Below are 26,242 nucleotides of genomic sequence, written 5' to 3' on the forward strand. Positions count from 1 at the left end.
CCTTGAACACAATATTATTGCGCGGAGCAAGAGTCACGTATTGACAGAGGGTTAGAGGTAAACGAACGTTTATTCGCTACGGTCCGAGTCACCGGGAGGACGCGCAATGAAGCTCATGTGGTTCCATCTGATGCCGTACACAGAGCTTCCGGACGACTTCAACAAGAAGCATCCGTCGGTGTGGGTCGACATCCATTCGTCGCTGTTCGACCCGCGCCGAGCGCACCACATGTACAACGACTTCATGGACGAGCTCGAATACGCCGCCGAATGCGGCTTCGACGCCATCTGCGTGAACGAGCACCATTCCAACGGCTACGGGCTGATGCCCTCGCCCAACCTGATCGCCTCGTCGCTGGCGCGCCGCACCACCGACACCGCGCTCTGCGTCATGGGCAACAGCCTCGCGCTCTACAATCCGCCGACGCGCGTCGCCGAAGAGTTCGCGATGATCGACTGCATCTCGGGCGGCCGGCTGATCGCCGGCTTCCCCGTCGGCTCGCCGATGGACACCTGCTACGCCTACGGCCAGAACCCGAGCCTGCTGCGCGAGCGCTACTACGAGGCGCACGACCTGGTGAAGCGCGCCTGGACCGAGAAGGACACCTTCGCCTTCTCCGGCCGCTTCAACCAGCAGCGCTACGTCAACATCTGGCCGCGGCCGATCCAGAACGATCCGCATCCGCCGATCTGGATCCCGGGCGGCGGCTCGATCGAGACGTGGCGGTGGTGCGCCGAGATGGACTACGTCTACTGCTACCTCTCGTACTACGGCTACAAGGCCGGCCTCACCACGATGAACGGCTTCTGGAACGAGATGGCCAAGCTCGGCAAGGATCGCAATCCCTACCGCGCGGGCTTCCTGCAGTTCGTCGGCGTCGCCGAGTCACGCCAGCAGGCGCTCGACCTCTACAGCGAGCCGGCCGAGTACTTCTACGGCCGCTGCCTGCATGTCGATGCGCGTTTCGCGCTGCCGCCGGGCTACACCACCGAGGCGACGCAGCGCGCCGGCATCGAAGGCATGATGACCAAGGCGGCGAACCTCGCCAATCCCGCGACCAAGGCGGCGCTCAAGGCGACCAACATGAAGGACATCGTCGACGGCGGCTATGTCATCATCGGCTCGCCCGACGAGGTGATCGAGCAGATCCGCCATGTCGGCACCAGCCTCAATGTCGGCCATCTGATGCTGCTGCTGCAGTACGGCAACATGAGCAAGCAGACGACCCAGTACAACACGCGCCTCTTCGCCGAGAAGGTGATGCCGCACGTGAAAGACCTGTTCTCCGACTGGGAGGACAAGTGGTGGCCCAAGCCGATGGCCAGAGGCCAGCGCGCCGCCGTCCCCGCCTTCCGTCCGCAGACCGTCGCCGCGGAGTAGACCTTGTCAGAACCGCAGACGACCACCGTCGAGGTCAACGGCTTCCCCTGCCGCGTCTGGACCAAGGGCAGCGGCCCCAAGCTCGGCTTCCTGGCGGGCTTCGGCGGCCTGCCGCGCTGGGTGCCGTTCCTCGATGCGCTGGCGAAGTCGCGCACGGTGATCGTGCCGTCCCTGCCCGGCTATCCGGGCGGCGCCCAGGGCCACACCGCGCTCGACAGCCATCTCGACTGGCTGCTGGCGGTGCGCCAGATCGTCGACAAGACAGGCCTCGCCGGCGCCGACCTCGTGGGCGCCTCGGTCGGCGGCTCGTTCGCCGCCGAGATGGCGGCGCTCTTCCCGGGCCATGTCCGCAAGCTCGCCCTGATCGCGCCGTTCGGCCTGTTCGACGAGGCCGAGCCGGCCGCCGATCCGTGGGCGCAGCGCAAGGACAACGTTCCGGCCCTGATGTGCGCCGATCCGAAGCACTGGGAGGCGCTGGTGGCGCCGCCCGAGGGCGCCAACTCGATCGAATGGCCGATCGAGATGACGCGCGCCGCCGAGGCCGCCGCCCGCGCCTTCTGGCCGCTCGGCAACACCAAGCTGGAGAAGCGGCTGCCGTTGATCGAGGCGCCGACCCTGGTGCTGTGGGGCGAGGCCGACCGGGTGCTGCCGCCCAGCTATGCGAAAAAGTTCGCAGCCGGGATCGACGGCGCGACGCGGGTGCAAACCATCCCCAACGCCGGCCATCTCGCCTATCTCGACCAGCCGGAAGCGGTGGCCAAGGCCGTTTTGGGCCATCTCGGCTGACGCCCGCAACTGGCGCCTTCATGGTTGCACCCGCGAGCCGGGGCGCTATTGTCCGGCGGCGTTCAAGGTTTCACGGGGGTAAGACATGACGATCCGCTCGATCGGCCGCTCGATTGGCACTTCGGTTCTCGCCGCGATGCTCGTCTCGGGCGCGAGCGTGGCGATGGCGCAGGGCCAGGTCCAGGCGGTGCCGCGCGCGGGCGTGTCCTTCACCAACAACGTCACGGTGAAGGCGTGGGTCGAATCGATCGACGCCGAGACTCGCACCGTGGTCTTCACCACGCCGGACGGCCGGCTGCTGAACGTCGCCGTCGGCGACGGCGTCAAGAACCTCGACCAGGTTCAGGAGAATGCCGAGGCCAACATCACCTACAACGAGGTGGTGACCCTGCTGAACCTGCGCCAGAAGGGCCCGGGCTCGCGCGAGGCGCGCAAGGAAGGCGGCAAGCCCGATTCGACCGACACCGACATCGGCCGCCTGACGATGACCGTGACCGCGGTCGACCTTGCCAACAACAAGGTATCGGTGATCGACGGCCGCGGCGGCCCGATCCGCACCTATGCCGCGACCTCGATCGCCAAGCAGGACATGCTGAAGAAGATCAAGGTCGGCGACGTGGTGATCGGGCTCTCGACGCCGCTGCTGGTGACGGCGATCGCGCCGGCCAGGTAGTCTTCCTGCTGGGAGCGCGGCACTCCAGTGCCGCTCTTCCTCTTTTGGACCGCGCGCATCCTGCGCGCTCATGAGCGGGCTGGAAGCCGGCGGTCCAATTGAGCACCACTGGAGTGGTGCGCTCCCAGCCCTACTCCTTCAGGTTCACGGTCTTCCCGACCTCGATCCACTGGTTCACCAGGGCGACGGTCTGCGCCTGGTGCTGCTCGGGTGTGTTGGCGATCGGCTCGTAGCCGAACTCGGCGAGCTTCGTGGCGAGCGCCGGATCGCGCAGCACCTCGGCGATGGCGTCGCGCAGGACGCGTCGGATCTCGATCGGCGTGTTGAGCGGGGCGTGCATGCCCCAGACGCTGGTGACGTCGGCGCCGGCCAAGCCCGCTTCGGTGAAGGTCGGCACGTCGGGCAACGAGGGATCGCGGTGCGCGCCGGTGACGGCAATCGCCCGCACCTTGCCCGACTTCACGTAGGGCGCCGCCGAGTTGATGCCGCCGTACTGCATCGTCACATGGCCGCCCAGCAGCGCGTTCAGCGCCGGCCCCGAGCCCTTGAACGGCACGTGGAGGATCTTCACGCCGGCCTTGAGGTCCACCATGACACCGACCAGATGGGTCGAAGCGCCGATGCCGCCCGAGGCGAAGCTCAGCTCCTTGGTCTTGGCGAGCGCAATCAGTTCCTTGAGGTCCTTGGCCGGCACGTCGGGATGGACGATCAGGATCACCGGCCCTTGCGCCACCATGGTGACGGCGCTGAAATCCTTGAGCGTGTCGTAGGGCAGCGATTCGAGGATCGCCGGATTCTGGTAGAGCGCGTTGTCGGCCAGCAGGACGGTGTTGCCGTCGGGCTTGGCCTTGCTGACGATTTGCGCGCCGACGACCGCCGAGGCATCCGGCTTGTTCTCGATCAGGATCGACACGCCGAGCTTCTTCTCCAGCCCCGGCTGCATCAGCCGGATCAGGTTGTCGGTGCCGCCGCCCGGCGCCCGCGGCACCACGACCCTGATCGTGTCCGAGGGATAGCCGGCGGCGCGGGCAGCGTTTGTTGCGGCGACGCCGGTCGCCGCGAGAAACAGCCTTCGTGTGAGCGTCATGGTCAGAACACCTTCCGTCGCCGCCATTTCGCCGGACGTTCGCCGGGAAAGGCAAGGCCGCTGGCATCGACGCCGAGATCGACCAGCGATTTGGCGACACCCAGGGCGCAGCGATAGCCTTCGAGCACCGGCACGTCCCAGCCGATCTCGGCGAGCTTCTTCTGCAGCAGCGGCTGCATCCAGTAGGCAGCCGAGCAGCCCAGCACGATGACCTCGGCGCCATCCTCCTCGATCGCCGCGATCGATTCGGTGACCGCGGCATCGAGCATGCCGGACTGCGCGCCGTTCAACGCGCGATCGCGCTCGACCTCGATCGGCTTGTCGTTGGGGAAGTTGGGGCTGGGCAGCGGATAATTGATGTTGCGGATCGAGGCACAGCGGTCGGTCATGCGGTACTGCACCACCAGGTGGTACATCTGCATGTTGTGGGTCTCGCCGATATCGACGATGCCGAACTTGTTGCCCAGCAGGCCCGCCATGTGCATCTGCGCATGCGCGCACGAGGTCACCGGGATGCGGTATTGCCGGCCGATCTCGCGCGATTCGAAGTAGCCCGGATCGCCGCCGCCCAGCAGCACGATGGCGTTGTACTTGCCGCTGGCACAGGCCTCGCGCACGACGGCCTGGCGGTTGTAGCCGACCGACATGAACTCCCACTTGCTCTGGACCGGCCAGTTGCCGTGCGTCGACGGCGCGCCGGGATGGAGGTCCCAGTCGATGCCCTCGAGGAAGGGCTTCACGTCCTCGTAGTTATAGAGCTGCGATTCCTTCGCGCCGGAGAACGAGCGCAGCTTGAAATCGCTGCCGGGCGCCAGGCTGAAGGCGTTGATCAGCAGGAAGCGATATTTCGACAGGGGTTCCTCCCTTCGGGCACAGTCAGCGAGAACTGTGCCGAAGGGAGCCGGCGTTGCAAACGACGATCAGGCGACCGCGACGTCTTCCCAGAAGCCGATCCAGTGATCGACCGGCTTCATCTTCGCCTGCGGTGCCTCGTAGGACCACGCCGCGCGCGGGCTGGCGGTGCCGCCTTCGACCACGTCGTAGAACTGAACGCCGTGTGGGCACTTGAGGTCGTTGGCCGTCTTGGGCGCGATCTTCAGGAGGTTCATCTTCACCGCGTCGCGCGGGAAGTACACGTAACCGCCGACCTCGACGGTCTTGTCGCTCTCCGCGATGACCTTGCCTTGCCAGGTGGCTTTCATGGGCGATCTCCCCAAATAGTTCGCCCATTAGGTGAGCACCGCAGGCCTGGTTTCAAGCGGCAATCTGCGGCTTGAAGCTCGGCTCGGTGGCCTTGGCGCTCGGGCGCGCCGTCATCTCGGCCGCCCAGCGGTTGCAGTTCGGCGCCTTGTCGGCGATCGCCTTGAGCTCCGGCACGTCCGGGAAATAGGCGTAGAGCGGGTAGAGATAGAGATCCGCCGCCGTCAGCTGCTCGCCCGCCAGGAAGCGATGCTTGCCGAGCTGGCGGTCGAAGATCGGCACGACCTCGACGGTCTTGGCCAGGTACTTCTGCGCCATCTCCGCCGGCACCGGCAGGAAGCCGGCGCGCGCCGCGAAGTAGCGCAGCGAGGCGTTGGCCAGCGAATCGGCCACCGCGCTCGCCCACTGGTCGCAGAGCGCCGCGGCGACCGCGTCGTCCGGCCACAGCCTGGGGCCCGGGAAGACGCGCTCGAGGTAACGCAGGATCGCGATCGATTCGTAGAGCGTCACGTCGCCGTGCGTGATCGCCGGAATCTTGGCGAACGGATTGAGCGGCCCGATGTTGTTGGGCATGGCGTCGACCATCTCGTAGTCGATGCCCTTCTCGTGGCAGGCCAGCCGCACCGTGCGGGTGAAGGTGCTGGGCGACAGCCCGTGGATCTTGAGCATGGCCATGATCATTCTCCCTCGTCCAGAAAAGCGGCGAACTTGTCGAAGGCGCCGTTCCAGCCCTCGTTGTGCCCGTTGAAGTTCGGCAGGTCGATGAACGGACCCTGCACCAGCGTGAGCTCGGTCTTGTCGCCGACCGCGCGGAAGGTCACCTCGACCGTGGTCTCGTGGCCGCGCGGGCTGGCGAAGCTGTCGTCGCCGTGGTGCGCCCAGGTGAAGACCAGACGCTCGGGCCGCTTGACCTCGCGATAGACGCCGGACTTCGCGAAGTGCGAGCCGTCCGGCTTGTAGCCGTGCGCGCGCCAGGCGCCGCCCGGGCGAACGTCGAGCTCGCAGCGGTCGAGCCCGAAGCCGGGCGGGCACATCCACTGGATGAACTGATCGGGATCGGTCCAGGCGGCGAACACGCGCTCGCGCGGCGCATTGAAGACGCGAACCAGCCGCAGGGTGCGGGTGTCGATGACGGTATCCATGCTGAGCTTCCTCATTCGGACCTGGGGTTCGGGCCTAGTACTTGTCGTGGCGGCGGACCCAGGCCATCGAGAAGGACAGGCCTTCCTCGTCGCGGCCCTTGGACGTGATGTCGAGCAGCTGATAGGTGCCGTTCAACATGTCGAGCCCGCGGGCGTAAGTCGAATAGGTGCGATAGATCGCGCCGTCGTCGCCGCGCCGCAAGGCGCTGAGGCCGGGCGTCTCCTGGCCGTACGGCTTGATCGTGCCGAAGTTATAGACCGGCTCCTTCGGCTCGCCCGGGAACGACACGGCGAAGTCGAAGTTGAAGTCGTTGTTGAGCGACGACACCCAGCGCAGGTTCCAGCCCATGCGCTTGCGATAGGCCTCGAGCCGGTCGATCGGCCCGCGCGACACCAGCACGAAGGCGGTGTCGCGATGCGCCAGGTGCACGTCGATGCCGTTGAAGTTGTCGGTCCAGAACGAGCAGCTCGGGCAGCCCTCGTTCCAGTCGGAGCCGAACATGAAGTGCTGCACGATCAGTTGGCCCTTGCCGTCGAACAGGTCGGCAAGCGTCACCTGGCCCTCGGGCGCGTCGAAGACATAGTCCTTCTCGACTTTCACCCAGGGCAGCGCGCGGCGCTCCTGGGCGAGCTCCTCGCGCTGCTGGGTGAACGCCTTCTCCTTCGCCAGAAGCGCCTTGCGCGCCTCGAGCCATTCCGCTTGGGAAACAATGCGATGCGCGGTCATGCAGTCCTCCGCAGGTAGGGTTCGAGCTTGTCGAGCGAGCCGGTCCAGCCCTCGAAGTGGGCGTTGCAGCTCGGCGTGTCGGCGAACGGGCCGTGGATCAGGGTGAGCTCGGTCTTGTCGCCCAGCGCGCGCAGCTCCAGGTGCACCGTCGTCTCGTGGCCGCGCGGGCTCGCCTTGTCGTCGGTCGCGTGATGCGCCCAGGTGAAGACCAGGCGCTCGGGCCGCTTGACCTCGACATACCTGCCCGAGGTCACGAAGTTGCGCGACGCGTTGCGGCCGCGCAGATGCCAGGCGCCGCCCGGGCGCACGTCGAGCTTCACCTCGTCGACATGGACGTTGGGCGGACACATCCACTGGATGAAGTTGTCCTCCACGACCCAGGCGTCGAAGACGCGTTCGCGCGGCGCGTTGAACACGCGCACGATCCGCAGGGTCTTGTCGTCAAGAGCGGCGGCCACGGCGTTTCTCCCTGGTCGATTTCGGGGCGTTTGGTTTCGGGGCGTCCGGCTTCGGCGCGGTGCGCGACAGGAAAGCGTCGAGCCGGTCGAACGATTCCTCCCAGAAGCGGCGATAGAACTCGATCCAGTCGGCGGCGGCGCGCAGGCCCTCGCCGCGTATCGCGCAGCGGCGCCATTGCGCCTCGGTGCTGCGCTCGATCAGGCCGGCCGCGGTCAGTACCTTCAGGTGCCGCGACACCGCCGGCAGCGACATCTCGAACGGCTCCGCCAGCTCGCCCACCGTCGCCTCGCCGTCGGCAAGGCGGGCCAGGATGGCGCGGCGGGTCGGATCGGCCAGTGCCGAGAAGGTCTGGGAGAGCGCATCCATATTTAACAAGTTAGTTAAATACAGAAGAGAGTCAAGGGCTCATTACCTGCGCGGTATTGCCGGCCGCCGCGGGGAAATCTATGAGGGCGCCCCTGATGGAAGCGATCTACCGCGTCGACGGCGAGTCAGTCGAAACCAGCGCCTTCGCCGGCGGCCCGTGGGATCCCAAGCTGCAACACGGTGCCGCGCCCTCGTCGCTGATCTGCTGGGCCGTCGAGCGCCTGCCCGCGCCCGTGCCGATGCGCGTCGCGCGGCTCACCGTCGACCTGATGCGGCCGGTGCCGGTGGCGCCGCTCTCGCTCGACGTCAAGGTGCTGCGCGAGGGCAAGAAAATCCAGCTCGCCGAGGTGCGCCTGCTGGCGAACGGCACGGAGGTCGTGCGCGCGACGGCGCTGCGCATCCGCCGCGCGGAGCGCGCGCTGCCGAGCACGGCCTCGACGCCGCCGCACGACATGCGCGCGCCCGAGATGCTGCGCGATCCGAAGACCCTCGGCATGGCCCACACGCCGTTCCTGAGCGGCATCTCGATGCGCATCGCGCGCGGCTCCTTCCACCTGCCCGGCTCGGCGGCGGTGTGGTATCGCGCCGAGCGGCCGATCGTCGAAGCCGCGCCGATTTCGCCGCTGATGCGCGCGGCGATCGCCGCCGATTTCTGCAACGGCACCTCGGCGGTGCTCGACTTCCGCGCCTGGACGTTCATCAACGGCGACCTGACCCTCAGCCTCGCTCGCGAACCGGTCGGCGACTGGATCCTGCTCGACGCCGAGACCTGGGCCGGCCCCGATTCGATCGGCATCGCTGCGGCGCGGCTGGCCGACCGCGACGGCTATTTCGGCCGCGCCGTGCAGAGCGTCCTGTTCGAGAGGCGCTAAGAGCGGAAAACTAATTGCAGTCTCTCGTCCGGCGCGTCCGGGGCGTCCGGACGCGTCCGGCCTGGGGGGTGGCGCCGGATTCCCGGATTCTCGAGAAAACCCTTATGAATGGACATCGGAGCTGTCCGGCCGCCACCGGATTGCGGGCCGGACGCGGCCGCCGGCTAGCCGCGCTTCCAGGTCGTACCCTTCGGCCCGTCCTCGAGGATCACGCCCTTGGCCTTGAGCTCGTCGCGGATGCTGTCGGACTCCTTGAAGTCCTTGGCCTTGCGCGCCGCCTGGCGGGCGGCGATCGCGGCCTCGATCTCGGCCTCGGTCGGCCCGCCGCTGCCGGTCGGCGCCCAGCGGAACCAGGACTCGGCTTCCTGCTGCAGCAGGCCGAGCGCTCGCGCGCCGGCCAGCAGCGCGGCCGGATCGTCGAGCTGGTGCAGGGCGCTGATGGCGAGCGGCGTGTTGAGGTCGTCCGACAGCGCATCCTCGACCGAGGCCGGCACCGCGTCGGCCGGCGTCACCGCCGTGCCGCGCAGCGCGCCGTACCAGCGGTCGAGCGTCGCCTTGGCCTGCTGCAGGCCCTCGTGCGTGAAGTCGAGCGGCTGACGGTAGTGCGAGGTCATCAGCAGCAGGCGGATCACCTCGCCCGGAAACTGGTCGAGCAGCTCGTGCACGGTGAAGAAGTTGCCGAGCGACTTGCTCATCTTCTCGCCCGAGACGTTCACGAAGCCGTTGTGCATCCAGTAGGTCGCCATGATGGCGTGGCCGAACGCCGAGCGGCTCTGCGCGATCTCGTTCTCGTGGTGCGGGAAGATGAGGTCGATGCCGCCGGCATGGATGTCGAAGGTCTCGCCGAGCAGGCTGCCGCTCATCGCCGAGCACTCGATGTGCCAGCCCGGCCGGCCGCGGCCCCACGGGCTCGCCCAGCCCGGCTGCGCCGCGGTCGACGGCTTCCACAGCACGAAGTCGGCCGCGTCCTTCTTGTAGGGCGCGACCTCGACGCGCGCGCCAGCGACCAGCTCGTCGCGGCTGCGGCGCGACAGCCGGCCGTAGTCCGCCATGCTGGGCACGCTGAACAGCACGTGGCCCTCAGCAGCGTAGGCATGGCCGCGCTCGATCAGCCGCGCGATCAGCTCGATCATCTGGCCGACATACTGGGTCGCCCGCGGCTCGTGGTCGGGCGGCAGCGCGCCCAGCCGCTTCATGTCGTTCTGGTAGGCCGAGCCGGTGCGCGCGGTCAGCGACTCGATCGTCTCCTTGTTGTCGGCGGAGCGCACGATGATGCGGTCGTCGATGTCGGTGATGTTGCGCACGTAGGTGACGCGCGGATGGCGCCGCTTCAGCAGGCGGTAGAGCACGTCGAACGCCACGACGGGCCGCGCATTGCCGATATGGACGTAGTCGTAGACCGTCGGGCCGCAGACATACATCCGCACATGCGCCGGATCGATCGGCACGAACGGCTCTTTTTCGCGCGACAGCGTGTTGTAGACGACCAGTTGGTCTTTGAGGGACATCGTCCCTTACTCCCGATTGCAGACGTGAACGATGGCTGACCGGCCCGGAACGGGCGTCAGGCCTCGAAACATCGCGGGAGGAAGACGAACGACATGCGGCCTCTTTATACGAAGCGTTTGTGCCGCGCAAACCATGGCGTGCAGAATCTTCTGCTTCAGGCCGGCTGCCCGCGCAGCCGCGCCGCGGCCCGCGCCCGGCCGATCAGCGGCAGCAGCTTGGCCATCTCCGGCCCCGTCTCCTGCGCCGTCAGCGCCAGCCTGAGCGGATGGAACAGCGCCCGGCCCTTGCGGCCGAGGCCTGACGTCCACTGCTTCCAGGTCGTATCGTCCCACGGCTCGGCCGGCAGCTTGTCCGCCGCTTCGGCAAGGAACGGTCCATCCTCGACCACCGGCGCGATCGGCCCCGAGACGACCTGCTTCCAGAGGGCGATATCGTCGAGCGTCGAGAGGTTGCCGCGCACGGCGAGCCACAGCGGCTCAGTCACGTCGGACGGCAGGCGGTCGCGCACGGTTGCGTACGGCATCGCGTGCAAGGTGCGGGCACTGAGATGCGCCAGCTCCTCTTCGGAGAAGCGCGCTGCGGCGCGGCCGACGCGGGCGAAGTCGACCGACGCGATCAGCGGCTCGAGCGACGTCACCGGCTCGACCGGGTCGGCGGTGCCGAGCCGCGCCAGCAACGCCGAGATCGCAAGCGGCTCGACGCCGCGCTCGCGCAGGTCGGCGATCGACAAGGAACCCATGCGCTTGCTCAAGCCGCCGCCGGCTGCATCGACCAGCAGCGGCAGGTGGGCGAAGGTCGGCAGCGGTCCGCCGAGCGCCTCGAACATCTGGATCTGCGCGCCGGTGTTGGTGACGTGGTCCTCGCCACGGATCACATGCGTGATGGCGAAGGCGATGTCGTCGACCACCGAGGTGAAGCTGTAGAGGTACGAGCCGTCGGCACGCACCAGCACCGGGTCGCTCTGGCTCGCCTCGTCGACATGCTGCCGTCCGCGCACCAGGTCGTCCCATCTCACCTCGGTCGCCTCGAGCCTGAAGCGCCAATGCGGCTTGCGGCCCTCCGCTTCGAGCGCCCGGCGCGCAGCCTCGTCGAGCCTGAGCGCGGCGCGGTCGTAGACCGGCGGGCGGCCCTGCGCCAGCAGGCGGCGGCGCTTGAACTCCAGCTCCTCCGGCGTCTCGTAGCAGGGATAGAGCCGGCCCGAGGCGATCAGGGCATCGCGCGCCCGGTCGTAGTGGGCCAGCCGGTCGGACTGCCGCTCCTTGGTATCCCAGCCGAGCCCCAGCCAGCCGAGGTCGCACTCGATCGCGGCCTCGAACTCGGCCTTGCTGCGGGCGCGGTCGGTGTCGTCCAGGCGCAGGATGAATTTGCCGCCATGCCGCCGTGCAAATAGCCAGTTGAACAGGGCGGCGCGGATGTTTCCGACATGCAGCAGGCCGGTGGGACTCGGCGCGAAACGGACAACAGCCATCGACGGGTCTTGTGACGATGGCGCATTGGCGGGTCAAGGGAGCTTCGTCTAAGGAGGGGCAACGGCGCCCAAGGGGGCCGATGGTGTGTAGCGTGGAGTAGCAGAATGAAGCGTCGTCATCTTCTGGTTGCCGGCCTGGGCGCGCTGGCAGCCCCCGCGATCGTTCGCGCCGAGGCCAAATACCCCGACCGTCCGATCCGCCTGGTGATCCCCTTCGCGCCGGCCGGCCCGACCGACATCATCGGCCGCAAGGTCGCCGAGAAGATGTCGGGCCTGACGGGCCAGACCTGGGTGGTCGACAACAAGGCCGGCGCCGCCGGGTCGATCGGCGCCGTCGAGGTCAAGAACGCCAAGCCGGACGGCTACACGCTGCTGCTCGCGACCTCCTCTACCCATGCGATCAACCCGACCGCTTACGCCAAGCCGCTCTACGACGCGGTCAAGGACTTCACGCCGATCTCCTCGATCTGCGTCAATCCGGCGGTGCTGGCGGCGCGGATGGACATGCCGGACACCGTTATGGGCCTGGTCGACGTGATGAAGAAGAACCCGGGCAAGTATTCCTACGGCTCGTCGGGCACCGGCGGCATCTTCCATCTCACCGGCGAGTACTTCAAACGCGAGGTCGGCGGCATGGATGTCGAGCACATCCCCTACAAGGGGTCGGCGCCCGCCCTGAACGACATGATGTCGGGCCAGCTCGCCTGGATGTTCGACACCTTCGCCACCATGCTGCCGCTGCATCGGACCGGCAAGATCCGCATCCTGGGCTATGCCTACCCCTCGCGCGCGCCGATCGCGCCGGATGTCCCGACCATGATCGAGGCCGGCGTGAAGGGCTACGAGGCCTACACCTTCAACCTGATCCTCGGCCCTGCCAACATGCCGAAGCCGCTCGTCGACACGGTCGATCAAGCCTCGCGCAAGCTGATGGCCGACCCGGAGATGGTGAAGTTCCTGAACGACGTCGCGGCGGCGCCGACGCCCGACACCAGCCCCGAGCTCACCGCGAAGTTCATCAAGGACGAGATCGCCAAGTGGGCACCGGTCATCAAGGCGGCCGGCGTCCGGGTCGAGTAACCGGATCGGCGAGGCCGCCCCGGCGCTATGGCGTGGCCGTGGCGACCTCGTCTAAGGTCTGCACCGGGAGTGAAACGGCGCCCGCCGATGCGGCGCTCTTGGTGTGACCCACGGGAGATAAGTCAATGAAACGTCGAGATCTTTTGGTTGCGAGCCTGGGTACATTGGCAGCCCCATCGATCGTCCGCGCCCAGGCCAAGTACCCCGAGAAGACCATCCGCCTGGTCGTGCCCTTCGCGCCGGCCGGCCCGACCGACATCATCGGCCGCAAGGTCGCCGAGAAGATGACCGGCCTGCTCGGCCAGACCATGATCGTCGACAACAAGGCCGGTGCCGCGGGCTCGATCGGCGCGGTCGAGGTCAAGAACGCCAAGGCCGACGGCTACACGCTGCTGTTCGCGCCGTCCTCGACCCACGCGGTCAACCCGACCGCCTTCGTCCATCCCGCCTACGACGCGGTGAAGGACTTCACGCCGATCTCCTCGATCTGCGTCAACCCGCTGGTGCTGGTCACCCATCCGTCGATGCCCGATTCGGTGATGGGCCTGGTCGACCTGATGAAGAAGAACCCGGGCAAGTACTCCTACGCCTCGTCGGGCAACGGTTCGATCCTCCATCTCGCCACCGAGTACTTCAAGCGCGAGGTCGGCGGCATCGACGTCGTGCACGTGCCGTACAAGGGCTCGGGACCGGCGCTACAGGACGTGATGTCCGACAACGTCGCCTGGATGTTCGAGACCTTCAGCACCACGCTGCAGCAGCATCGCGCCGGCAAGCTGCGCATCCTCGCCTACGCCCACGCCAAGCGCGCACCGATCGCGCCCGAGATCCCGACCATGATCGAGGCCGGCGTGAAAGGCTACGAGGCCTATACCTTCAACCTGGTCCTGGGTCCCGCGAACACGCCGCAGCCGGTGGTCGACGTGCTCGACAAGGCGTCGCGCACGCTGATGAAGGATCCCGACATGATCAAGTTCCTGGAGGATATTGCCGCGGTGCCGGCGACCGACACCTCGCCCGAGCGCACCGCCAAGTTCATCAAGGACGAGATCGCCAAGTGGGCGCCAGTCATCAAGGCCGCCGGCGTCAGGATCGAGTAGCGGCTACCGCGACGGCGCGAGCGGCACAGGCTGACCGCTTGCCGGCGGCATCATCGGAGCCGTCGGCTCGACGCCGGGGGTGATGGTGGCGCTGCCCGGCCCGTAGCCCGCGCCGGTGTTGGCGCCCTCGCTCGGCACCATCACGTTGCCCGGCGCGTTGGCGCCGCGGCTGCTGATGTAGTAGCCGGCCATGGCGTTGGAGCTCTCGCCCGAGGTCTTGGTCTGCACGTCGACCTCGCCGATGCGCCGGCCCTGCTTGTCCAGGCGGTAGCCCTGGGCGTCGAGCCTCATGTCCTCGTTGTCCAGCACCGCGCCGTCCGCTTCCTTGCGGTACGGCGCCGGATACGGGATCGTCTTGTAGTCAGGCACAGGGAGATTGCAGGCGCCCAGGCTGACGCCGCTCAGCAGCAGCGCGGCAACGACACGAACAGACGCCATCAAACTCCCCCATGGCCAGAACTCTAGGGCTGGGTCGACGCCGGGCTGATGATGTTGCCCCGCGCGTCGAGCCGGTTGCCCTGGCCATCATAGCGGAAACCATACTCATCCCTAAAGGCCTGAACGCCGGCCGGGGGCGGCGGCGGGACCGGCGGGGCGGCGACCTGCGCCGGGACATAGACCGCCGCCTGGTCGGCCCGTATGCGGCGGGCATCCATCTCACGACCGACGCAGCGGTTGAAGTACGGTGAGCCCGGCTCCAGGCCGTAGGAGGCGCAGGCATCTCGTGCATCGGCCTCGGCGGTGATCACCGCCACCCGGCCGCGGACACGAGCCGCTTCCGCGCGCTCGACGCAGCGATTGTAGGCGATGGTGCCCGGCACGAAGCCGTAGTCGACGCAGGCCTGGCCGGCGGGCGACGCGACGACGATCGGGCCGGGGGCCGTCGGGATCTGGGCGGTGGTGGTCGAACTGTAGGAACAGGCGCCGGCCGCAAGGCCGAGGGCCACGACAGCGAAAGCGGTGCGAACCATGGGGGCGCTCCTTCTGGAAAAGGCCTGACGCGGCAACGCGAAAGGCCCCGGCAGGTTCCGGCGCCCCGGGGTGCAGTCAGGCTGCCTTCTTCAGCACCTCGTCCCTGAGCTCTCGGCGCAGGATCTTGCCGACATTGGTCTTGGGCAGCTCGTCGCGGAACTCGATGTGCCGCGGCCGCTTGTAGCCGGTCAGCTCCTTCGCCAAGTCGGCCGCGAGCTTCTCCTTGGTCAGGCTCTTGTCGCGGCGCACGACGAACAGCATCACCGCCTCGCCCGACTTCTCGTCCGGCACACCGACGGCGGCGCACTCCAGCACCCCTGGGTGGCTGGCAACGACATCCTCGATCTCGTTGGGGAAAACCTTGAAGCCCGAGATGACGATCATGTCCTTCTTGCGATCGACGATCTTGACGTAGCCGCGCTCGTCCATGACGCCGATGTCGCCCGACTTGAAGTAGCCATCCGGCGTCATGACCTTGGCCGTCTCGTCGGGTCGCTGCCAGTAGCCGCTCATCACCTGCGGCCCCTTGATCGCGATCTCGCCCGCCTGGCCGAGCGGCAGCGTGTTGCCGTTGTCGTCGAGGATCTCGATCCAGACGTTGGGCATCGGCAGGCCGATCGTGCCGGTATAGGAATCCGAATCTGTCGGGTTGCAGGTCACGCCGGCCGAGGTCTCGCTGAGGCCGTAGCCCTCGACGATCGGGCAGCCGGTGACGGCGAGCCACTTGCGGGCGACCGCCTCCTGCACCGCCATGCCGCCGCCGTTGGAGATCAGCAGGCCCGAGAAGTCGAGCTTGGCGAACTCGGCATTGTTGGCCAGCGCATTGAACAGCGTGTTCACCGCCGGGAAGATGTTGATGTGGTGCTTCGCCAGCTCCTTGACCGTGCCGGGAATGTCGCGCGGGTTGGGGATCAGGAGGTTGACCGCGCCGGTGCGCATGCCGAGCAGGCCACAGGTGATGAAGGCGAAGACGTGATAGAGGGGCAGCGCGCAGACGATGGTGCGCTGGCCGCTCATCGGCCGGCGCTTCAGCCCCGGCTGCATCCAGGCCTCCGACGCCAGCAGGTTGGCGACGATGGTGTGATGCGACAGCATCGCCCCCTTGGCGATGCCGGTGGTGCCGCCGGTGTACTGCAGCACCGCGATGTCGTCCGGCACGATATCCGGCTTGGCGAGGCTCATCGAGCGGCCGGCGGCGATCGCCGCGTTGAAGGCGAAATGGCCGGGCAGCGACCAGGCCGGCACCATCTTCCGCACCGTGCGCACGACGAAGTTGACGATCGCCCCTTTCAGGAAGCCCAGCAGGTCGCCCATCGCGGCGACGACGACGTGCTTCACCGGTGTGCCGCCGGCCAGCGCCTGCTGCAGGGTCGCAGCGAAGTTCTCCAGCACGATCACCGCCTCGGCGCCCGAATCGTGCAGTTGATGCTCGAGCTCGCGCGCAGTGTAGAGCGGGTTGACGTTGACGGCGATCAGGCCGGCCCGCAGCACCGCTGCGACGGCGACGGGATACTGCAGCACGTTGGGCATCATGATCGCGACCCGCGCGCCCTTCGCGAGGCCGCGGCTCTGCAGCCAGGCCGCCAGCGCCTTCGACAGCTCATCGACCTCGCCGAAGGTGATGGCTTTGTCCATGCAGATATAGGCCTTGGCGTCGCGGTACTTGCCGAAGCTCTCCTCGAGCAGCGACACCAGGCTGGGATAGACCGACGGGTCGACATCCGCCGGCACGCCCGGCGGATAATTCTTCAGCCAGAACCGGTCCATCGACTTCCTCCCCTTCATTCACCTCTCCCCCGTCAGGGGGAGAGGACGGGTGAGGGGCTACGCACGTCGATTCTCCCTCACCTAACCACTCCCCCTAACGGGGGAGAGGACATTGCTGTCAAAGCTTCAACCCCTGTTCCAGGACGTGCAAGGCCAAACCGGCCAGGCCGCCGATCAGCGTGCCGTTGAAGCGGATGTATTGCAGGTCGCGGCCGGCCACGAGCTCGATACGCCCGATCAGCACGCCGATATCCCACGACTTCACCTGGTCGGCGATGAAGCGGCCGACGCCGCTCTTCTGGCTCTGCACGAAATCGCCCAGCACCTCCACCACGCCGCGGTTGATTTCGGCCCGCACCGCCGCGTCGCGGGCAAGCTGCGCGCCGAGCTCGAACAGCATCGATTCGAGCTGGCGGCGGACCTGCGAGTCGTCGCTCGCGACATCGCGCTCGAGGAAAGCGCGCAGGCTGTCCCAGGCCCCCTCGGCCAGCGCCGTCACCTCGGGCCGGGCCAGCAGATCGCGCTTCAGCTCCTCGGCGCGGCGGGCGAACGACGTCGAGGTTCGCAGCCGTTCGGCGAAGCCCCTGGCGAACTTGTCGAAGTCGTTGCGCAGCGGATGGCCGGGATCGGCCCGCGCCTCGTCGATGAAGTCGGTCGTCGCCGCGACGATCTTCTTCAGGACATAGGCATCGGCGCGATACCAGTTGAAGACCGAGGGGATCTCGTCGCGGATCTTCTCGCGCAGGGCCTCGAGCGTCTTCTTGTTCTTGAGCAGCCTGTCGAGCACGTTCAGGAGCTCGTCGAACAGGCGCCGGTGCTGGCCCTTCTCGGTGGCGGCGCCGAGCAACCCCGCGGCCAGCGGCGCGATCTCGATGCGCTGCAGCTCGGTCTGCACCCGCTCGCCGAAGAACTGGCGCAGGCCGCCCTGGTCGATCGCCGCCAGCGCCTGCGGCAGCATGCGGATCACGAAGCCGGCGAGCGCGGCGCTGCGCCCGCGGTCGGCCAGCCAAGTCGCCATGTGGCTCGCGAAGTCGACCTCGCCCAGCTTCTGCTCGACCGCCTCGGGCGCCAGGAAGTTGGTCTCGATGAAGTTGCCGAGATTGTCGGCGATGCGCTCGTGGTTGCGCGGCACGATGGCGGTATGCGGGATCGGCAGGCCGAGCGGCCGGCGGAACAGCGCCACCACGGCGTACCAGTCCGCCAGCCCGCCCACCGTGGCCGCGGCGGCGAACGAGGCGACGTACCCCCAGGCCCAGTGCGCCGGCTCGTAATGCCGCGCCACGATGAACAGCGCCGCCATCGCGAGCAGCAGCAGAGTCGCCACCAGCTTGATGCGGGCGAGCGCCCGAGCACGATCCGCGTCGCGCGCTTGCGCGCGGTCCGCATCGCGGGCCGGGAGAGGCGAATACTGGTCCATCCCTCGTATATAGTGCGCCGGTCGCAGTTTTTTTGGGGAGATGGCCATGAAGGTCGGATTCATCGGCGTCGGCAACATGGGCGGGCCCATGTGCCGCAACATCATCAAGCGCTCGAACCACCAGGTGACGGTGTTCGACCTCAACCCGGCGGCGCTCAAGACCTGCACCGATCTGGGCGGCACGGGGGCCAAGTCTGTCGCCGAGGCGACCAAGGGCGCCGACATCGTCATGACCTCGCTGCCCATGCCCCGGGATGTCGAGAAGGTGGCAATGGGCGACGGCGGCATCCTGGCCAATATCAGCAAGGGCCAGACCTACATCGACCTCAGCACCAACGCGCCGTCGATGGTGAAGAAGATTGGCACCGCCTTCGCCGACAAGGGCATCGCCATGCTCGACGCGCCGGTGAGCGGCGGCACGACCGGCGCCGAGGCCGCAACCATCGCCATCATGGTGGGCGGCGACAAGAAGGTGTTCGACGACGCGTTGCCCGTGCTGCAGTCGTTCAGCGCCAACGTGATCCACATGGGTGGGCTGGGCAGCGGCACGGTGGCCAAGCTGGTCAACAACATGCTGTCGTTCTGCAACATGGCCGCGCTGTGCGAGGGCATGATGCTGGGCACCGGCTACGGCCTCGATCCCGAGAAGCTGCTGCACGTGATCGCCAGCTCGAGCGGCAACTCCAACGCCATCAAGAACTTCACCTTGCGGGCGCTGAAGGGCCACTACTCGCCGCCGTCGTTCGCGCTCGACCTCGCCTACAAGGACCTGCACCTGGCGCTGGAGCTCGGCGACGAGCTGGGCGTGCCGCTGCAGCAGGGCGCCTCGACCCACAACCTGCAGCGCCTCGCCAAGGGCATGGGCTGGGGGCCGGACGACAGCTCCTCGGTCCTGCGCGTCTACGAGACCATGCTGCAGCGGAAAGTGAAGCCGTGAACCGGCCGCTGCCGGTCCACGGTCGCTTCGATTACGTCCCGCTGCCCAACCGCCCGGACTATTCATGGCCGGGCGGCAAGCGGCTCGCGCTGTGGGTGGCGCTGAACGTCGAGACTTTCGGCTTCGGCCTGAAGGGCCCGACCTTCGGCAATCCCCTGCCCTATCCCGATCACCGCAACTGGTGCTGGCTTGAGTACGGCAACCGGGTCGGCATCTGGCACATGCTGGAGATGGCCGACCGGTTCGAGATTCCGCTCGGCCACCACATCAACTCCTACCTCTACGACACCCATCCCGAGATCATGGCGGCGCTCAAGAAGCGGCCGCGCGACGAGATCATGGGCCACGGCCGCACCAACTCCGAGGAGCCCGGCCAGCGGCCCGAGGCCGAGGAACGCGCGCTGATCCGGGAAGCGACCGAGGCCATCACCAAGAAGGAAGGCAAGGCGCCGGCCGGCTGGATGACGCCCCTGCAGGCCGAGAGCCTGGTGACGCCCGACCTGCTCAAGGAGGCGGGCTACAGGTACATCGTCGACTGGCCGTGCGACGACCAGCCCTACTGGATGAAGACGCGGGCCGGCCCGCTGCTCAACGTGCCCTACGCCGTCGAGACCAACGACTACCTGTCGGTGATCCACCTCCGCCAGGACGCGCCGGTCTATGGCGAGGTGGTGCTGCGCCAGTTCGAGGAGATGCTGGAGCAGAGCGTGCAGCGGCCGCTGGTTATGGCGATCTCGCTGCACACCTTCATCATGGGCCAGCCACACCGCCTGAGGGTGCTGCGCGACATCTTCCGCCGCATCAAGGGGCACAAGGACTTCGACCGGGTGTGGCCCACCACGCCCGGCGCGATCGCCGATCACTGCATCGCGATGAAGCCGGGCATCATCCCGGGCAGCTAGTCTTCCTCTTCTCCCCCGTTCGGGGGAGAGGAATATGAGCGCTAAGCCGCGCTGCGCTTCTGGGCCGGCGCCATCCGGGCCAGGGCTTCGTCGACGGTCATGACGTCGCCGAACGAGATCTGGAAGCCGTTGAGCGCGGCGGCGTGCTCCTCGTCGGTCAGCGTGGCGTTGGCGTCGGACAGCATGGCGACGCGGTACTCCATCATCGAGGCGTCGCGCGCCGTCGATTCGCAGCACACGTTGGTCTTGGTGCCGGCGATCAGCAGGATCTCGATCCCGTGCGCCCGCAGCACTGCATCGAGATTGGAGGACTCGCCGACCAGCGCGCTGAACTTGATCTTGCGCACGTAAAGGTCGTCCGGCTTGGGCTCCAGCGCCTTGTAGAGCTTGAAGCCCTCGTCGCTCGCCGACAGCAGCTTCAGCCGGCGCGCCGCGTTCTCGGGCGTGAGCTTGTACTTGTGATGGTTGCCCCACTTGGCGAGCGCCTCGGCCGAATCGGTCTGGATCCAGACGACGCGCCCGCCCGCCGCGCGCATCGCCGCGGCCATGCGGTTGATGTTGGGCGCGATCGCCCGCGCGTTTGGCGATTCGTTGGGAAAACCCTCGGCCACGTAGTAATTCTGCATGTCGACCACGACCAGCGCGGCACGCGCGGCATCGATGCGGTCGAGCGCGAACGGCTTGCCCTGCAGGCGGATCACGCGGGCGCGGATGGCGTCCGGAACGACGTACTTATGCATGCGCCGAGCCTGTCGCCCCGGCGCTTTCGCGTCAATCCTCGGCGAGGTGCCGTTCGATCAGCGGTGCGACTTCATCGGCGTGAGTCCTGGCGAGATCGTGCCCGCCGCCCTTGACGACGTGGAGCCGGGCGTTTGGCACGCGTTGCGCGAGATGCTGCCCCACCGCCAGCGGGCTGATCGGATCGGCATCGCCCCACAACAGCAAGGTCGGTACGGCAATGCGCTCGACCGGCAACGGGGGCACGCTGGTCGACGCCGTGACCCAGGCCGCGGCATTGGGATGGAGCTGGCGATACTCTGGCCGCCAGTCGCTGGTGCCGAACGCCGCCATATCGACGCCACCCGAGGTCACGGTCAGAACCAGTCGCCGCACCAACCGCGGATGCTCGAGCGCCAGCCGGGCGGCGATGAAGCCGCCCATCGATTGCGCGACCAGGTCGACCGGTTCGGTCATGCGCGCCTCGACCAGGGCGACGAGGTCGTCGTAGCCCTTGATGGAGGGATCGTGCGGCTGGCTGCCCAGCCCGGGCCAGCCGAAATAAGTTTTCGGCCAGTCGGCTGGCAAGCGCGTGCCGACCGGTTTCCAGAAATCGGGCGAGGCGCCCGTGCCGGGCAGGAAGAAGACTTTGGCCATGGTCAGGTGCTGAGCTTAGCAAGAAACGGCGGCAGCTTGCGCCCCTGAGAGAGCAGATAGCGACCCATCGCGCCCGCGACTTTCGCGACCGCCGGCCGCGCGCTCATGCGATCGCGCCAGGCCTGCAGGCGCGGATGGCGCTCGTCCATCGGCGCCGTCATCCGCGCGCCAAAGAGCTGCGCCATGTAGAAGGCGATGTCGGCGTAGGAGTAGGAACCGGCCAGCCAGCCCTGCGTGCCGATCGCCCGCTCCATCGTGTCGTAGAACGCCGTCGCCGCAGCACGCGCCTCGACCGCGGCCGGATCGTCCGGCGTGCTCTGCAGGCCCATGAGGCGAACGATCGGCGGGAAATAGACCTCGTCGGACGTATGCTCGAGCAGGCGAGCGCGCGCCCGTGCCTTCGGGTCGGCCGGCCACAAGGCCGGCTCGGGCCGGATCGTCTCGAGGTATTCGAATATCTGCGTCGAATCGAAGATCTCGAGATCGCCGTCGACCAGCACCGGCACCTGGCGCTTGGGATTGATGCGCAGCACCTCGGGATGCTTGGGCTGATAGAGCGTCGCCATCTCGAACGGCACCATCACCAGCTCGAAGGCGATGCCCTTCTCGTGGGCGGCGATCTCGGCCTTGGCGCCGAACATGCTGAGCGGACCGGAATAGAGCTTCATGCGCCGGACGTTATCACGCCGAGGCGACAGGGACTGTCAGCTATTACATCGTCGCGAACATCGCGACCGCTGCGGCCGCCATCATCACCGTGGTGATCCAGCCGAAGATCCGCTGGCTGCGACTGGCGACGAACTTGCCCATCTGGGCCGGCCGCGATGCCACGATCATCATCGCCACCAGAATCGGCACGACGGCGACGCCGTTGACCACCGCGCTCCACACCAGCGCCTTGATCGGATCGAGGCCCGACAGATCGACGGCGATGCCGAGCACGGTCGCCGCGGCGATCACCGAATAGAAGCCACGAGCGTCGCGCGGCGGATGCTCGAGCCCGATCGGCCAGGCGAACAGCTCACCCGCAGCGTAGGCCACCGAGCCTGCCAGCACCGGCACGGCCAGCAGGCCGGTGCCGACGATGCCGATGCTGAACAGCAGGAAGGCGGCCTCGCCGGCGATCGGCTTCAGGGCCTCGGCCGCCTGCTGGGTCGACTGGATGTCGGTCTGGCCGTTGGCGTGCAGGGTGACGGCGGTGGCCAGCATGATGAAGAAGGCGACCAGGTTCGACATCGCCATGCCGATCCAGGTCTCCCAGCCGATGCGCTCCAGCTCGCGCGGCGCCTGCTGAGGCTTCTCGAGCAGGGGCGCGGCCCTGGGGTCGGCCTCCTCCTCCTCGACCTCCTGCGAGCTCTGCCAGAAGAAGAGATAAGGGCTGATGGTGGTGCCGAACACCGCGACCACCAGGGTCAGCGCCTCGCCGGTGACCTCGAAATGCGGCAGCAGGGCGCCGACCACGACGGCGTGCCAGTCGATCTGCACGGTGAAGGCGATGCCGATATAGGCGAACAGCGAAAAAGTCAGCCACTTCAGCACGTCGACATAGCGGTGATAGGGAATGAACACCGTGGCGGCCAGGGTGCCGAGGGCGAAGAGCACGGTGTAGAGGTGCTCGCTGCCGTCGCCGACGGCATGCTTCGCCGCAGCGCCCATCGCCGAGAGGTCGGCGCCGATGTTGATGGTGTTGGCGATGAACAGCAGCGCGACCAGCAACCCGACGACCGGCCGGGGAAAGACCTCGAGCATGTTGGCGGCGAGGCCGCGGCCGGTGACCCGGCCGATGCGCGCGCTGACCGACTGGACGGCGACCATCATCGGCCAGGTCAGCACCACCGTCCAAAGCAGGCCGAAGCCGGCCTGGGCGCCGGCCTGCGAATAGGTGGCGATCCCGCTGGGGTCGTCGTCGGCGGCGCCGGTAATGACACCGGGGCCGAGGCGCTTGGTGAGGTCTTTCAGGGACAAGGCGACGGAAAACGCGGGCCTCGCCCCCGAGGTTGCTCCATCACATCTTGCGGAAGGGCTTGGGTCCGTCGAAGTCGCCGATGTAGCTGACGTGGGTGACGAGCCCGGTTCCCGGTCGCCATTGATGCAGCGCGATCGCGGGTGGCTCCATCATCATGGTGAGCGCCGAGTGTTCGTGCAGATCGAGTGTCGCCTGGTGCGCCGTGCTCGGCGCGATCGAGGCCACGGTGCCGGCCCAGCGCACCTGGATCGGCCGATGGACGTGGCCGCAAGTGGCGCGCTCGACATTGGGATGGCTTCGAACCAACTCGGCCAGCCGGTCGTCACCTTCCATCAGGCGCGACTTGTCGAAGGTCTCGATGCCGCAGTCGAATGGCGGATGGTGCATGAAGAGCATGGCCGGCTTGTCGGTCTGCTCCGCCAGTCGGGCCTCGAGCCAGGCCAGGCGTTCCGTGCACAGCGCGCCGTAACCCTTGCCCTCGACCACGGTGTCGAGCGCGATCAGGCGGATCGGCAGATCCTCGACCGTGTACTGAAGGAAGCCGGACGCCGGGAAATAGCCCTGGTCGGCGAACGCCGCGCGCAGCGACTCGCGGGCATCGTGGTTGCCGGGAATGACGTAGACCGCCATCGGCAACGGCGCGATCAGCCGGCGCAGGCGCGCGTATTCCTCGGGCTTGCCCGCCTCGACGAGGTCGCCGGTCATGATGACGACATCGGGCCGCGGATCGAGCTTCAGGACGTGCGCCACCGCGCGTTCGAGATAGGCCGCGGTGTCGATGCGGTCGTAGAGCAGCTGGCCCTCGGGGCGCAGATGCATGTCGGAAAGCTGCGCGATCAGCATGTCAGCCCCTGAAGCCGTTGACGATCGGGTAGCGCCGTTCGCGGCTGATCAGGCGCGAGGTGATCTTCACGCCGGGCGGCGCCTGTCGGCGCTTGTACTCCGCCCCTTCGAGCAGGCGCCAGACACGCTGCACGGTCGCGGCGTCGTGGCCCTCCTTCGCCAGCTCCTCGGCCGACAGGTCGCGCTCGATCAGGCCCTTGAGGATCGCGTCGAGCACCGGATAGGGCGGCAGCGAATCCTCGTCCTTCTGGTCGGGCTTGAGCTCGGCCGAGGGCGGCTTGCTGATGATGCGCTCGGGGATCACCCGACCCTTGCGGCCCATCGCGCCCTCGGGGAGATGCGCGTTGCGCCATTTGCAGAGCTCGAACACCGTCGTCTTGTAGACGTCCTTCAGGACGTTGTAGCCGCCGCACATGTCGCCGTAGAGCGTGGCGTAGCCGACCGCCATCTCCGACTTGTTGCCGGTGGTCAGCACCATGCCGCCGAGCTTGTTCGAGAGGGCCATCAGGGTGACGCCGCGGGCGCGGCTCTGGATGTTCTCCTCGGTGACGTCTTCCTCGGCGTTGCCGAACATCGGCAGCAGCATCTTGCGGAATGCCGCCATCGCCGGCTCGATGCCGACGATGTCGTACTTCACGCCGATCGCCTCGGCACAGGCCTTGGCGTCCTCCAGCGACTCCCGGCTGGTGTAGGGCGACGGCATCATCACGGTGTGCACGCGATCGGCGCCCAGGGCGTCGGCGGCGACCGCCGCGGTGAGCGCCGAATCGACGCCGCCCGACAGGCCGATGATCACCGACGGAAAGCCGGTCTTGTTCACGTAGTCGCGCAGGCCGAGCATCATCGCCTGGTAGATCGAATCGATCGGCTCGAGCTCGGGCGCGATCGGGCCGGGCAGGCACTCCCAGCCGCCGCCGGCGCGGCGGAACTCGACGGTCGCGACCTGCTCGCGGAACGAGGCGAGCTTGGCCTTCAGCATGCGGTCGGCTCCCAGCACGAACGAGCCGCCGTCATAGACCACCTCGTCCTGGCCGCCGACCTGGTTGAGATAGGCGAAGGGCAGGCCGCTCTCGATCACCCGCTTGACGCCGAGCTGCACGCGATAGTCGGTCTTGCCGACCTCGTAGGGCGAGGCGTTGGGCACCAGCAGGATCTCGCCGCCGGTCTCGGCGACGCACTCCACGACGTCGGGCGTCCAGACGTCCTCGCAGATCGGCACACCGACGCGCACGCCGTTGAACACCAGCGGGCCCGGCATCGGTCCCGGCGAGAAGACGCGCTTGTCGTCGAACACGCCGTAGTTCGGCAAGTCGACCTTGTAGCGCTTGCCGATCACCTCGCCTTTGTGCAGGGCGACGATGGCGTTGTAGAGCTTGCCGTCCTCGTGCCACGGCGTGGCGACGAACACGCCCGGCCCGCCGTCGGCGGTGTCGGCGCGCAGCGCCTCGACCGCCTCGTGACAGCGCTTCACGAAGGACGGCTTCAGCACCAGGTCCTCGGGGAAGTAGCCCGCGAGGACCAGTTCCGTCGTCAGCACCAGGTCGGCGCCCTGCGTCTTCGCCTCGGCGCGCGCCAACCGCACCTTCGCCAGGTTGCCGGCGACGTCGCCGACCTTGGGATCGAGCTGGGCGAGCGCGACCTTGAGGCTGTCGGGCATCATCGTCGTCCCGAGCGAAGCCGCGCAAAGCGCGGCGCAGTCGAGGGACCTTCTCTCAGCAAGAGAGATCGCGGTCGCCGAGAGAAGGGCCCTCCACTCCGCGCTTCGCGCTCCGGTCGGGACGACGGGTATGTCATTTCGCGGCCGTCACTTCGATCTCGACCAGCATGGACGGATCGGCGAGACCCTGCACGATCAGCAGGGTCGAGGCGGTGTAGGGCTCCTTGATGTACTTGTCGCGCACGGTGCGGTTGGCGACGATGAACCGGCTGTCGGTCAGGAAGGTCGTCATCTTGACGATGTCCGCATAGTCCATGCCGGCCGACTTCAGCACCTCGCCGATATTCTTCCAGACCTGCTCGCACTGGGCCTCGATGCCGTCGGCGAGCTTGCCGTTGCCGTCGAGACCGACCTGGCCCGATACGAACAGCAGGCGCGTGCCGGCCGGCACCTCGCAGCCCAGCGCATACTTGCCGGCCAGCGTCACCGACTTGGGATTATGGAACTTGTTGGCCATCGTCTGCTCTCCCATGTAAGAGGGCGAGAGTTTCGGGTCC

At 67.5% G+C, this 26,242-nt stretch carries 29 protein-coding genes; 8 read left to right on the forward strand and 21 right to left on the reverse strand.

The features are described 5' to 3' along the window. Positions 1–106: 106 nt before the first annotated feature. The 3 genes from J0J01_RS01300 (at position 107) to J0J01_RS01310 (ending at position 2,840) form a co-directional block, all read left to right on the forward strand. Positions 107–1,381, forward strand: a complete 1,275-nt coding sequence (locus J0J01_RS01300; RefSeq protein ID WP_296378321.1) for an LLM class flavin-dependent oxidoreductase — start codon at positions 107–109, stop codon at positions 1,379–1,381. A 3-nt stretch (positions 1,382–1,384) separates the two neighbouring features. After that, complete coding sequence (locus J0J01_RS01305) at positions 1,385–2,167, forward strand: alpha/beta hydrolase (protein WP_296378322.1); 783 nt, start codon at positions 1,385–1,387, stop codon at positions 2,165–2,167. Between the two features lie 85 nt (positions 2,168–2,252). Then, a complete protein-coding gene (locus tag J0J01_RS01310) occupies positions 2,253–2,840 on the forward strand; it encodes a hypothetical protein (protein ID WP_296378323.1) in 588 nt (195 codons plus the stop codon). Positions 2,841–2,970: 130 nt separating this feature from the next. On the opposite strand, the gene J0J01_RS01315 is transcribed toward J0J01_RS01310, so the two are convergent. The 8 genes from J0J01_RS01315 to J0J01_RS01350 all read right to left on the reverse strand — a co-directional run bounded on the left by J0J01_RS01315 (position 2,971) and on the right by J0J01_RS01350 (position 7,821). Next, positions 2,971–3,927 carry a tripartite tricarboxylate transporter substrate-binding protein gene (locus tag J0J01_RS01315; protein WP_296378324.1) on the reverse strand — a complete coding sequence of 319 codons (957 nt, stop codon included), beginning with the start codon at positions 3,925–3,927 and terminating at the stop codon, positions 2,971–2,973. Positions 3,928–3,929: 2 nt separating this feature from the next. Continuing rightward, complete coding sequence (locus J0J01_RS01320) at positions 3,930–4,667, reverse strand: aspartate/glutamate racemase family protein (protein WP_296378325.1); 738 nt, start codon at positions 4,665–4,667, stop codon at positions 3,930–3,932. 180 nt (positions 4,668–4,847) lie between these two features. Beyond that, positions 4,848–5,129 (reverse strand): DUF427 domain-containing protein, encoded by a 282-nt coding sequence (locus tag J0J01_RS01325; RefSeq protein WP_296378326.1) that lies wholly within the window; start codon positions 5,127–5,129, stop codon positions 4,848–4,850. Positions 5,130–5,181: 52 nt separating this feature from the next. Continuing rightward, positions 5,182–5,802 carry a glutathione S-transferase family protein gene (locus J0J01_RS01330; protein ID WP_296378327.1) on the reverse strand — a complete coding sequence of 207 codons (621 nt, stop codon included), beginning with the start codon at positions 5,800–5,802 and terminating at the stop codon, positions 5,182–5,184. A gap of 2 nt (positions 5,803–5,804) precedes the next feature. Then, positions 5,805–6,269, reverse strand: coding sequence for an SRPBCC domain-containing protein (locus J0J01_RS01335; RefSeq protein WP_296378328.1), 465 nt, complete (start codon positions 6,267–6,269; stop codon positions 5,805–5,807). Between the two features lie 34 nt (positions 6,270–6,303). Then, on the reverse strand, positions 6,304–6,996 hold the full coding sequence (locus J0J01_RS01340; RefSeq protein ID WP_296378329.1) for a DUF899 domain-containing protein: 693 nt from the start codon (positions 6,994–6,996) through the stop codon (positions 6,304–6,306). Continuing rightward, positions 6,993–7,454: an SRPBCC domain-containing protein gene (locus J0J01_RS01345; RefSeq protein WP_296378330.1), complete on the reverse strand. Its 462-nt coding sequence runs from the start codon at positions 7,452–7,454 to the stop codon at positions 6,993–6,995. Before J0J01_RS01345 ends, J0J01_RS01340 begins: the two co-directional genes overlap by 4 nt. After that, the gene (locus J0J01_RS01350) at positions 7,438–7,821 is read right to left on the reverse strand and encodes a metalloregulator ArsR/SmtB family transcription factor (RefSeq protein ID WP_296378331.1); all 384 of its coding nucleotides are present in this window, start codon (positions 7,819–7,821) and stop codon (positions 7,438–7,440) included. Before J0J01_RS01350 ends, J0J01_RS01345 begins: the two co-directional genes overlap by 17 nt. A gap of 95 nt (positions 7,822–7,916) precedes the next feature. Between J0J01_RS01350 and J0J01_RS01355 the strand changes: the two genes are divergently transcribed. Continuing rightward, positions 7,917–8,693: a thioesterase family protein gene (locus J0J01_RS01355; protein ID WP_296378332.1), complete on the forward strand. Its 777-nt coding sequence runs from the start codon at positions 7,917–7,919 to the stop codon at positions 8,691–8,693. A 164-nt stretch (positions 8,694–8,857) separates the two neighbouring features. Here the strand turns inward: J0J01_RS01355 and cysS are convergent, their stop codons facing one another. After that, positions 8,858–10,201, reverse strand: a complete 1,344-nt coding sequence (gene cysS / locus J0J01_RS01360; RefSeq protein WP_296378333.1) for a cysteine--tRNA ligase — start codon at positions 10,199–10,201, stop codon at positions 8,858–8,860. A 155-nt stretch (positions 10,202–10,356) separates the two neighbouring features. Beyond that, positions 10,357–11,670, reverse strand: coding sequence for a glutamate--tRNA ligase (gene gltX / locus J0J01_RS01365; RefSeq protein WP_296378334.1), 1,314 nt, complete (start codon positions 11,668–11,670; stop codon positions 10,357–10,359). Positions 11,671–11,775: 105 nt separating this feature from the next. On the opposite strand from gltX, the gene J0J01_RS01370 reads away from it, so the two are divergent. Both J0J01_RS01370 and J0J01_RS01375 read left to right on the forward strand, forming a co-directional pair. Then, complete coding sequence (locus J0J01_RS01370; RefSeq protein ID WP_296378335.1) at positions 11,776–12,750, forward strand: tripartite tricarboxylate transporter substrate binding protein; 975 nt, start codon at positions 11,776–11,778, stop codon at positions 12,748–12,750. 125 nt (positions 12,751–12,875) lie between these two features. After that, positions 12,876–13,850 (forward strand): tripartite tricarboxylate transporter substrate binding protein, encoded by a 975-nt coding sequence (locus tag J0J01_RS01375; RefSeq protein ID WP_296378336.1) that lies wholly within the window; start codon positions 12,876–12,878, stop codon positions 13,848–13,850. Between the two features lie 3 nt (positions 13,851–13,853). Here the strand turns inward: J0J01_RS01375 and J0J01_RS01380 are convergent, their stop codons facing one another. The 4 genes from J0J01_RS01380 to J0J01_RS01395 form a co-directional block, all read right to left on the reverse strand. After that, entirely contained in the window at positions 13,854–14,288 is a 435-nt protein-coding gene (locus tag J0J01_RS01380) for a hypothetical protein (RefSeq protein ID WP_296378337.1), read from the reverse strand. Between the two features lie 23 nt (positions 14,289–14,311). Next, positions 14,312–14,821: a hypothetical protein gene (locus J0J01_RS01385; RefSeq protein ID WP_296378338.1), complete on the reverse strand. Its 510-nt coding sequence runs from the start codon at positions 14,819–14,821 to the stop codon at positions 14,312–14,314. A 76-nt stretch (positions 14,822–14,897) separates the two neighbouring features. Then, complete coding sequence (locus J0J01_RS01390; protein ID WP_296378471.1) at positions 14,898–16,589, reverse strand: long-chain-fatty-acid--CoA ligase; 1,692 nt, start codon at positions 16,587–16,589, stop codon at positions 14,898–14,900. Between the two features lie 118 nt (positions 16,590–16,707). Next, the gene (locus tag J0J01_RS01395; protein WP_296378339.1) at positions 16,708–18,006 is read right to left on the reverse strand and encodes a DUF445 family protein; all 1,299 of its coding nucleotides are present in this window, start codon (positions 18,004–18,006) and stop codon (positions 16,708–16,710) included. A gap of 46 nt (positions 18,007–18,052) precedes the next feature. On the opposite strand from J0J01_RS01395, the gene J0J01_RS01400 reads away from it, so the two are divergent. Together J0J01_RS01400 and J0J01_RS01405 are read left to right on the forward strand one after the other, a co-directional pair. Then, on the forward strand, positions 18,053–18,943 hold the full coding sequence (locus tag J0J01_RS01400) for an NAD(P)-dependent oxidoreductase (RefSeq protein WP_296378340.1): 891 nt from the start codon (positions 18,053–18,055) through the stop codon (positions 18,941–18,943). Beyond that, the gene (locus tag J0J01_RS01405; protein ID WP_296378341.1) at positions 18,940–19,845 is read left to right on the forward strand and encodes a polysaccharide deacetylase family protein; all 906 of its coding nucleotides are present in this window, start codon (positions 18,940–18,942) and stop codon (positions 19,843–19,845) included. Before J0J01_RS01400 ends, J0J01_RS01405 begins: the two co-directional genes overlap by 4 nt. Positions 19,846–19,886: 41 nt before the next feature. Here J0J01_RS01405 and J0J01_RS01410 read toward each other — a convergent pair whose 3' ends face one another. The 7 genes from J0J01_RS01410 to J0J01_RS01440 form a co-directional block, all read right to left on the reverse strand. Continuing rightward, positions 19,887–20,585, reverse strand: coding sequence for an isochorismatase family cysteine hydrolase (locus tag J0J01_RS01410; protein ID WP_296378342.1), 699 nt, complete (start codon positions 20,583–20,585; stop codon positions 19,887–19,889). Positions 20,586–20,616: 31 nt separating this feature from the next. Next, positions 20,617–21,219 carry an alpha/beta hydrolase gene (locus J0J01_RS01415; RefSeq protein ID WP_296378343.1) on the reverse strand — a complete coding sequence of 201 codons (603 nt, stop codon included), beginning with the start codon at positions 21,217–21,219 and terminating at the stop codon, positions 20,617–20,619. A gap of 2 nt (positions 21,220–21,221) precedes the next feature. Beyond that, a complete protein-coding gene (locus J0J01_RS01420) occupies positions 21,222–21,887 on the reverse strand; it encodes a glutathione S-transferase family protein (RefSeq protein WP_296378345.1) in 666 nt (221 codons plus the stop codon). 43 nt (positions 21,888–21,930) lie between these two features. Next, a complete protein-coding gene (locus tag J0J01_RS01425) occupies positions 21,931–23,184 on the reverse strand; it encodes an Nramp family divalent metal transporter (protein WP_296378346.1) in 1,254 nt (417 codons plus the stop codon). A gap of 40 nt (positions 23,185–23,224) precedes the next feature. Continuing rightward, on the reverse strand, positions 23,225–24,028 hold the full coding sequence (locus J0J01_RS01430; RefSeq protein WP_296378347.1) for a phosphodiesterase: 804 nt from the start codon (positions 24,026–24,028) through the stop codon (positions 23,225–23,227). A gap of 1 nt (position 24,029) precedes the next feature. Next, positions 24,030–25,688, reverse strand: a complete 1,659-nt coding sequence (locus J0J01_RS01435; protein ID WP_296378348.1) for an NAD+ synthase — start codon at positions 25,686–25,688, stop codon at positions 24,030–24,032. A 130-nt stretch (positions 25,689–25,818) separates the two neighbouring features. Beyond that, the gene (locus J0J01_RS01440; protein ID WP_296378349.1) at positions 25,819–26,202 is read right to left on the reverse strand and encodes a Rid family hydrolase; all 384 of its coding nucleotides are present in this window, start codon (positions 26,200–26,202) and stop codon (positions 25,819–25,821) included. Between the last annotated feature and the right edge of the window lie 40 nt (positions 26,203–26,242).

The sequence above is a fragment of the Reyranella sp. genome, from assembly GCF_017305915.1.
Classification (GTDB): Bacteria; Pseudomonadota; Alphaproteobacteria; order Reyranellales; family Reyranellaceae; genus Reyranella.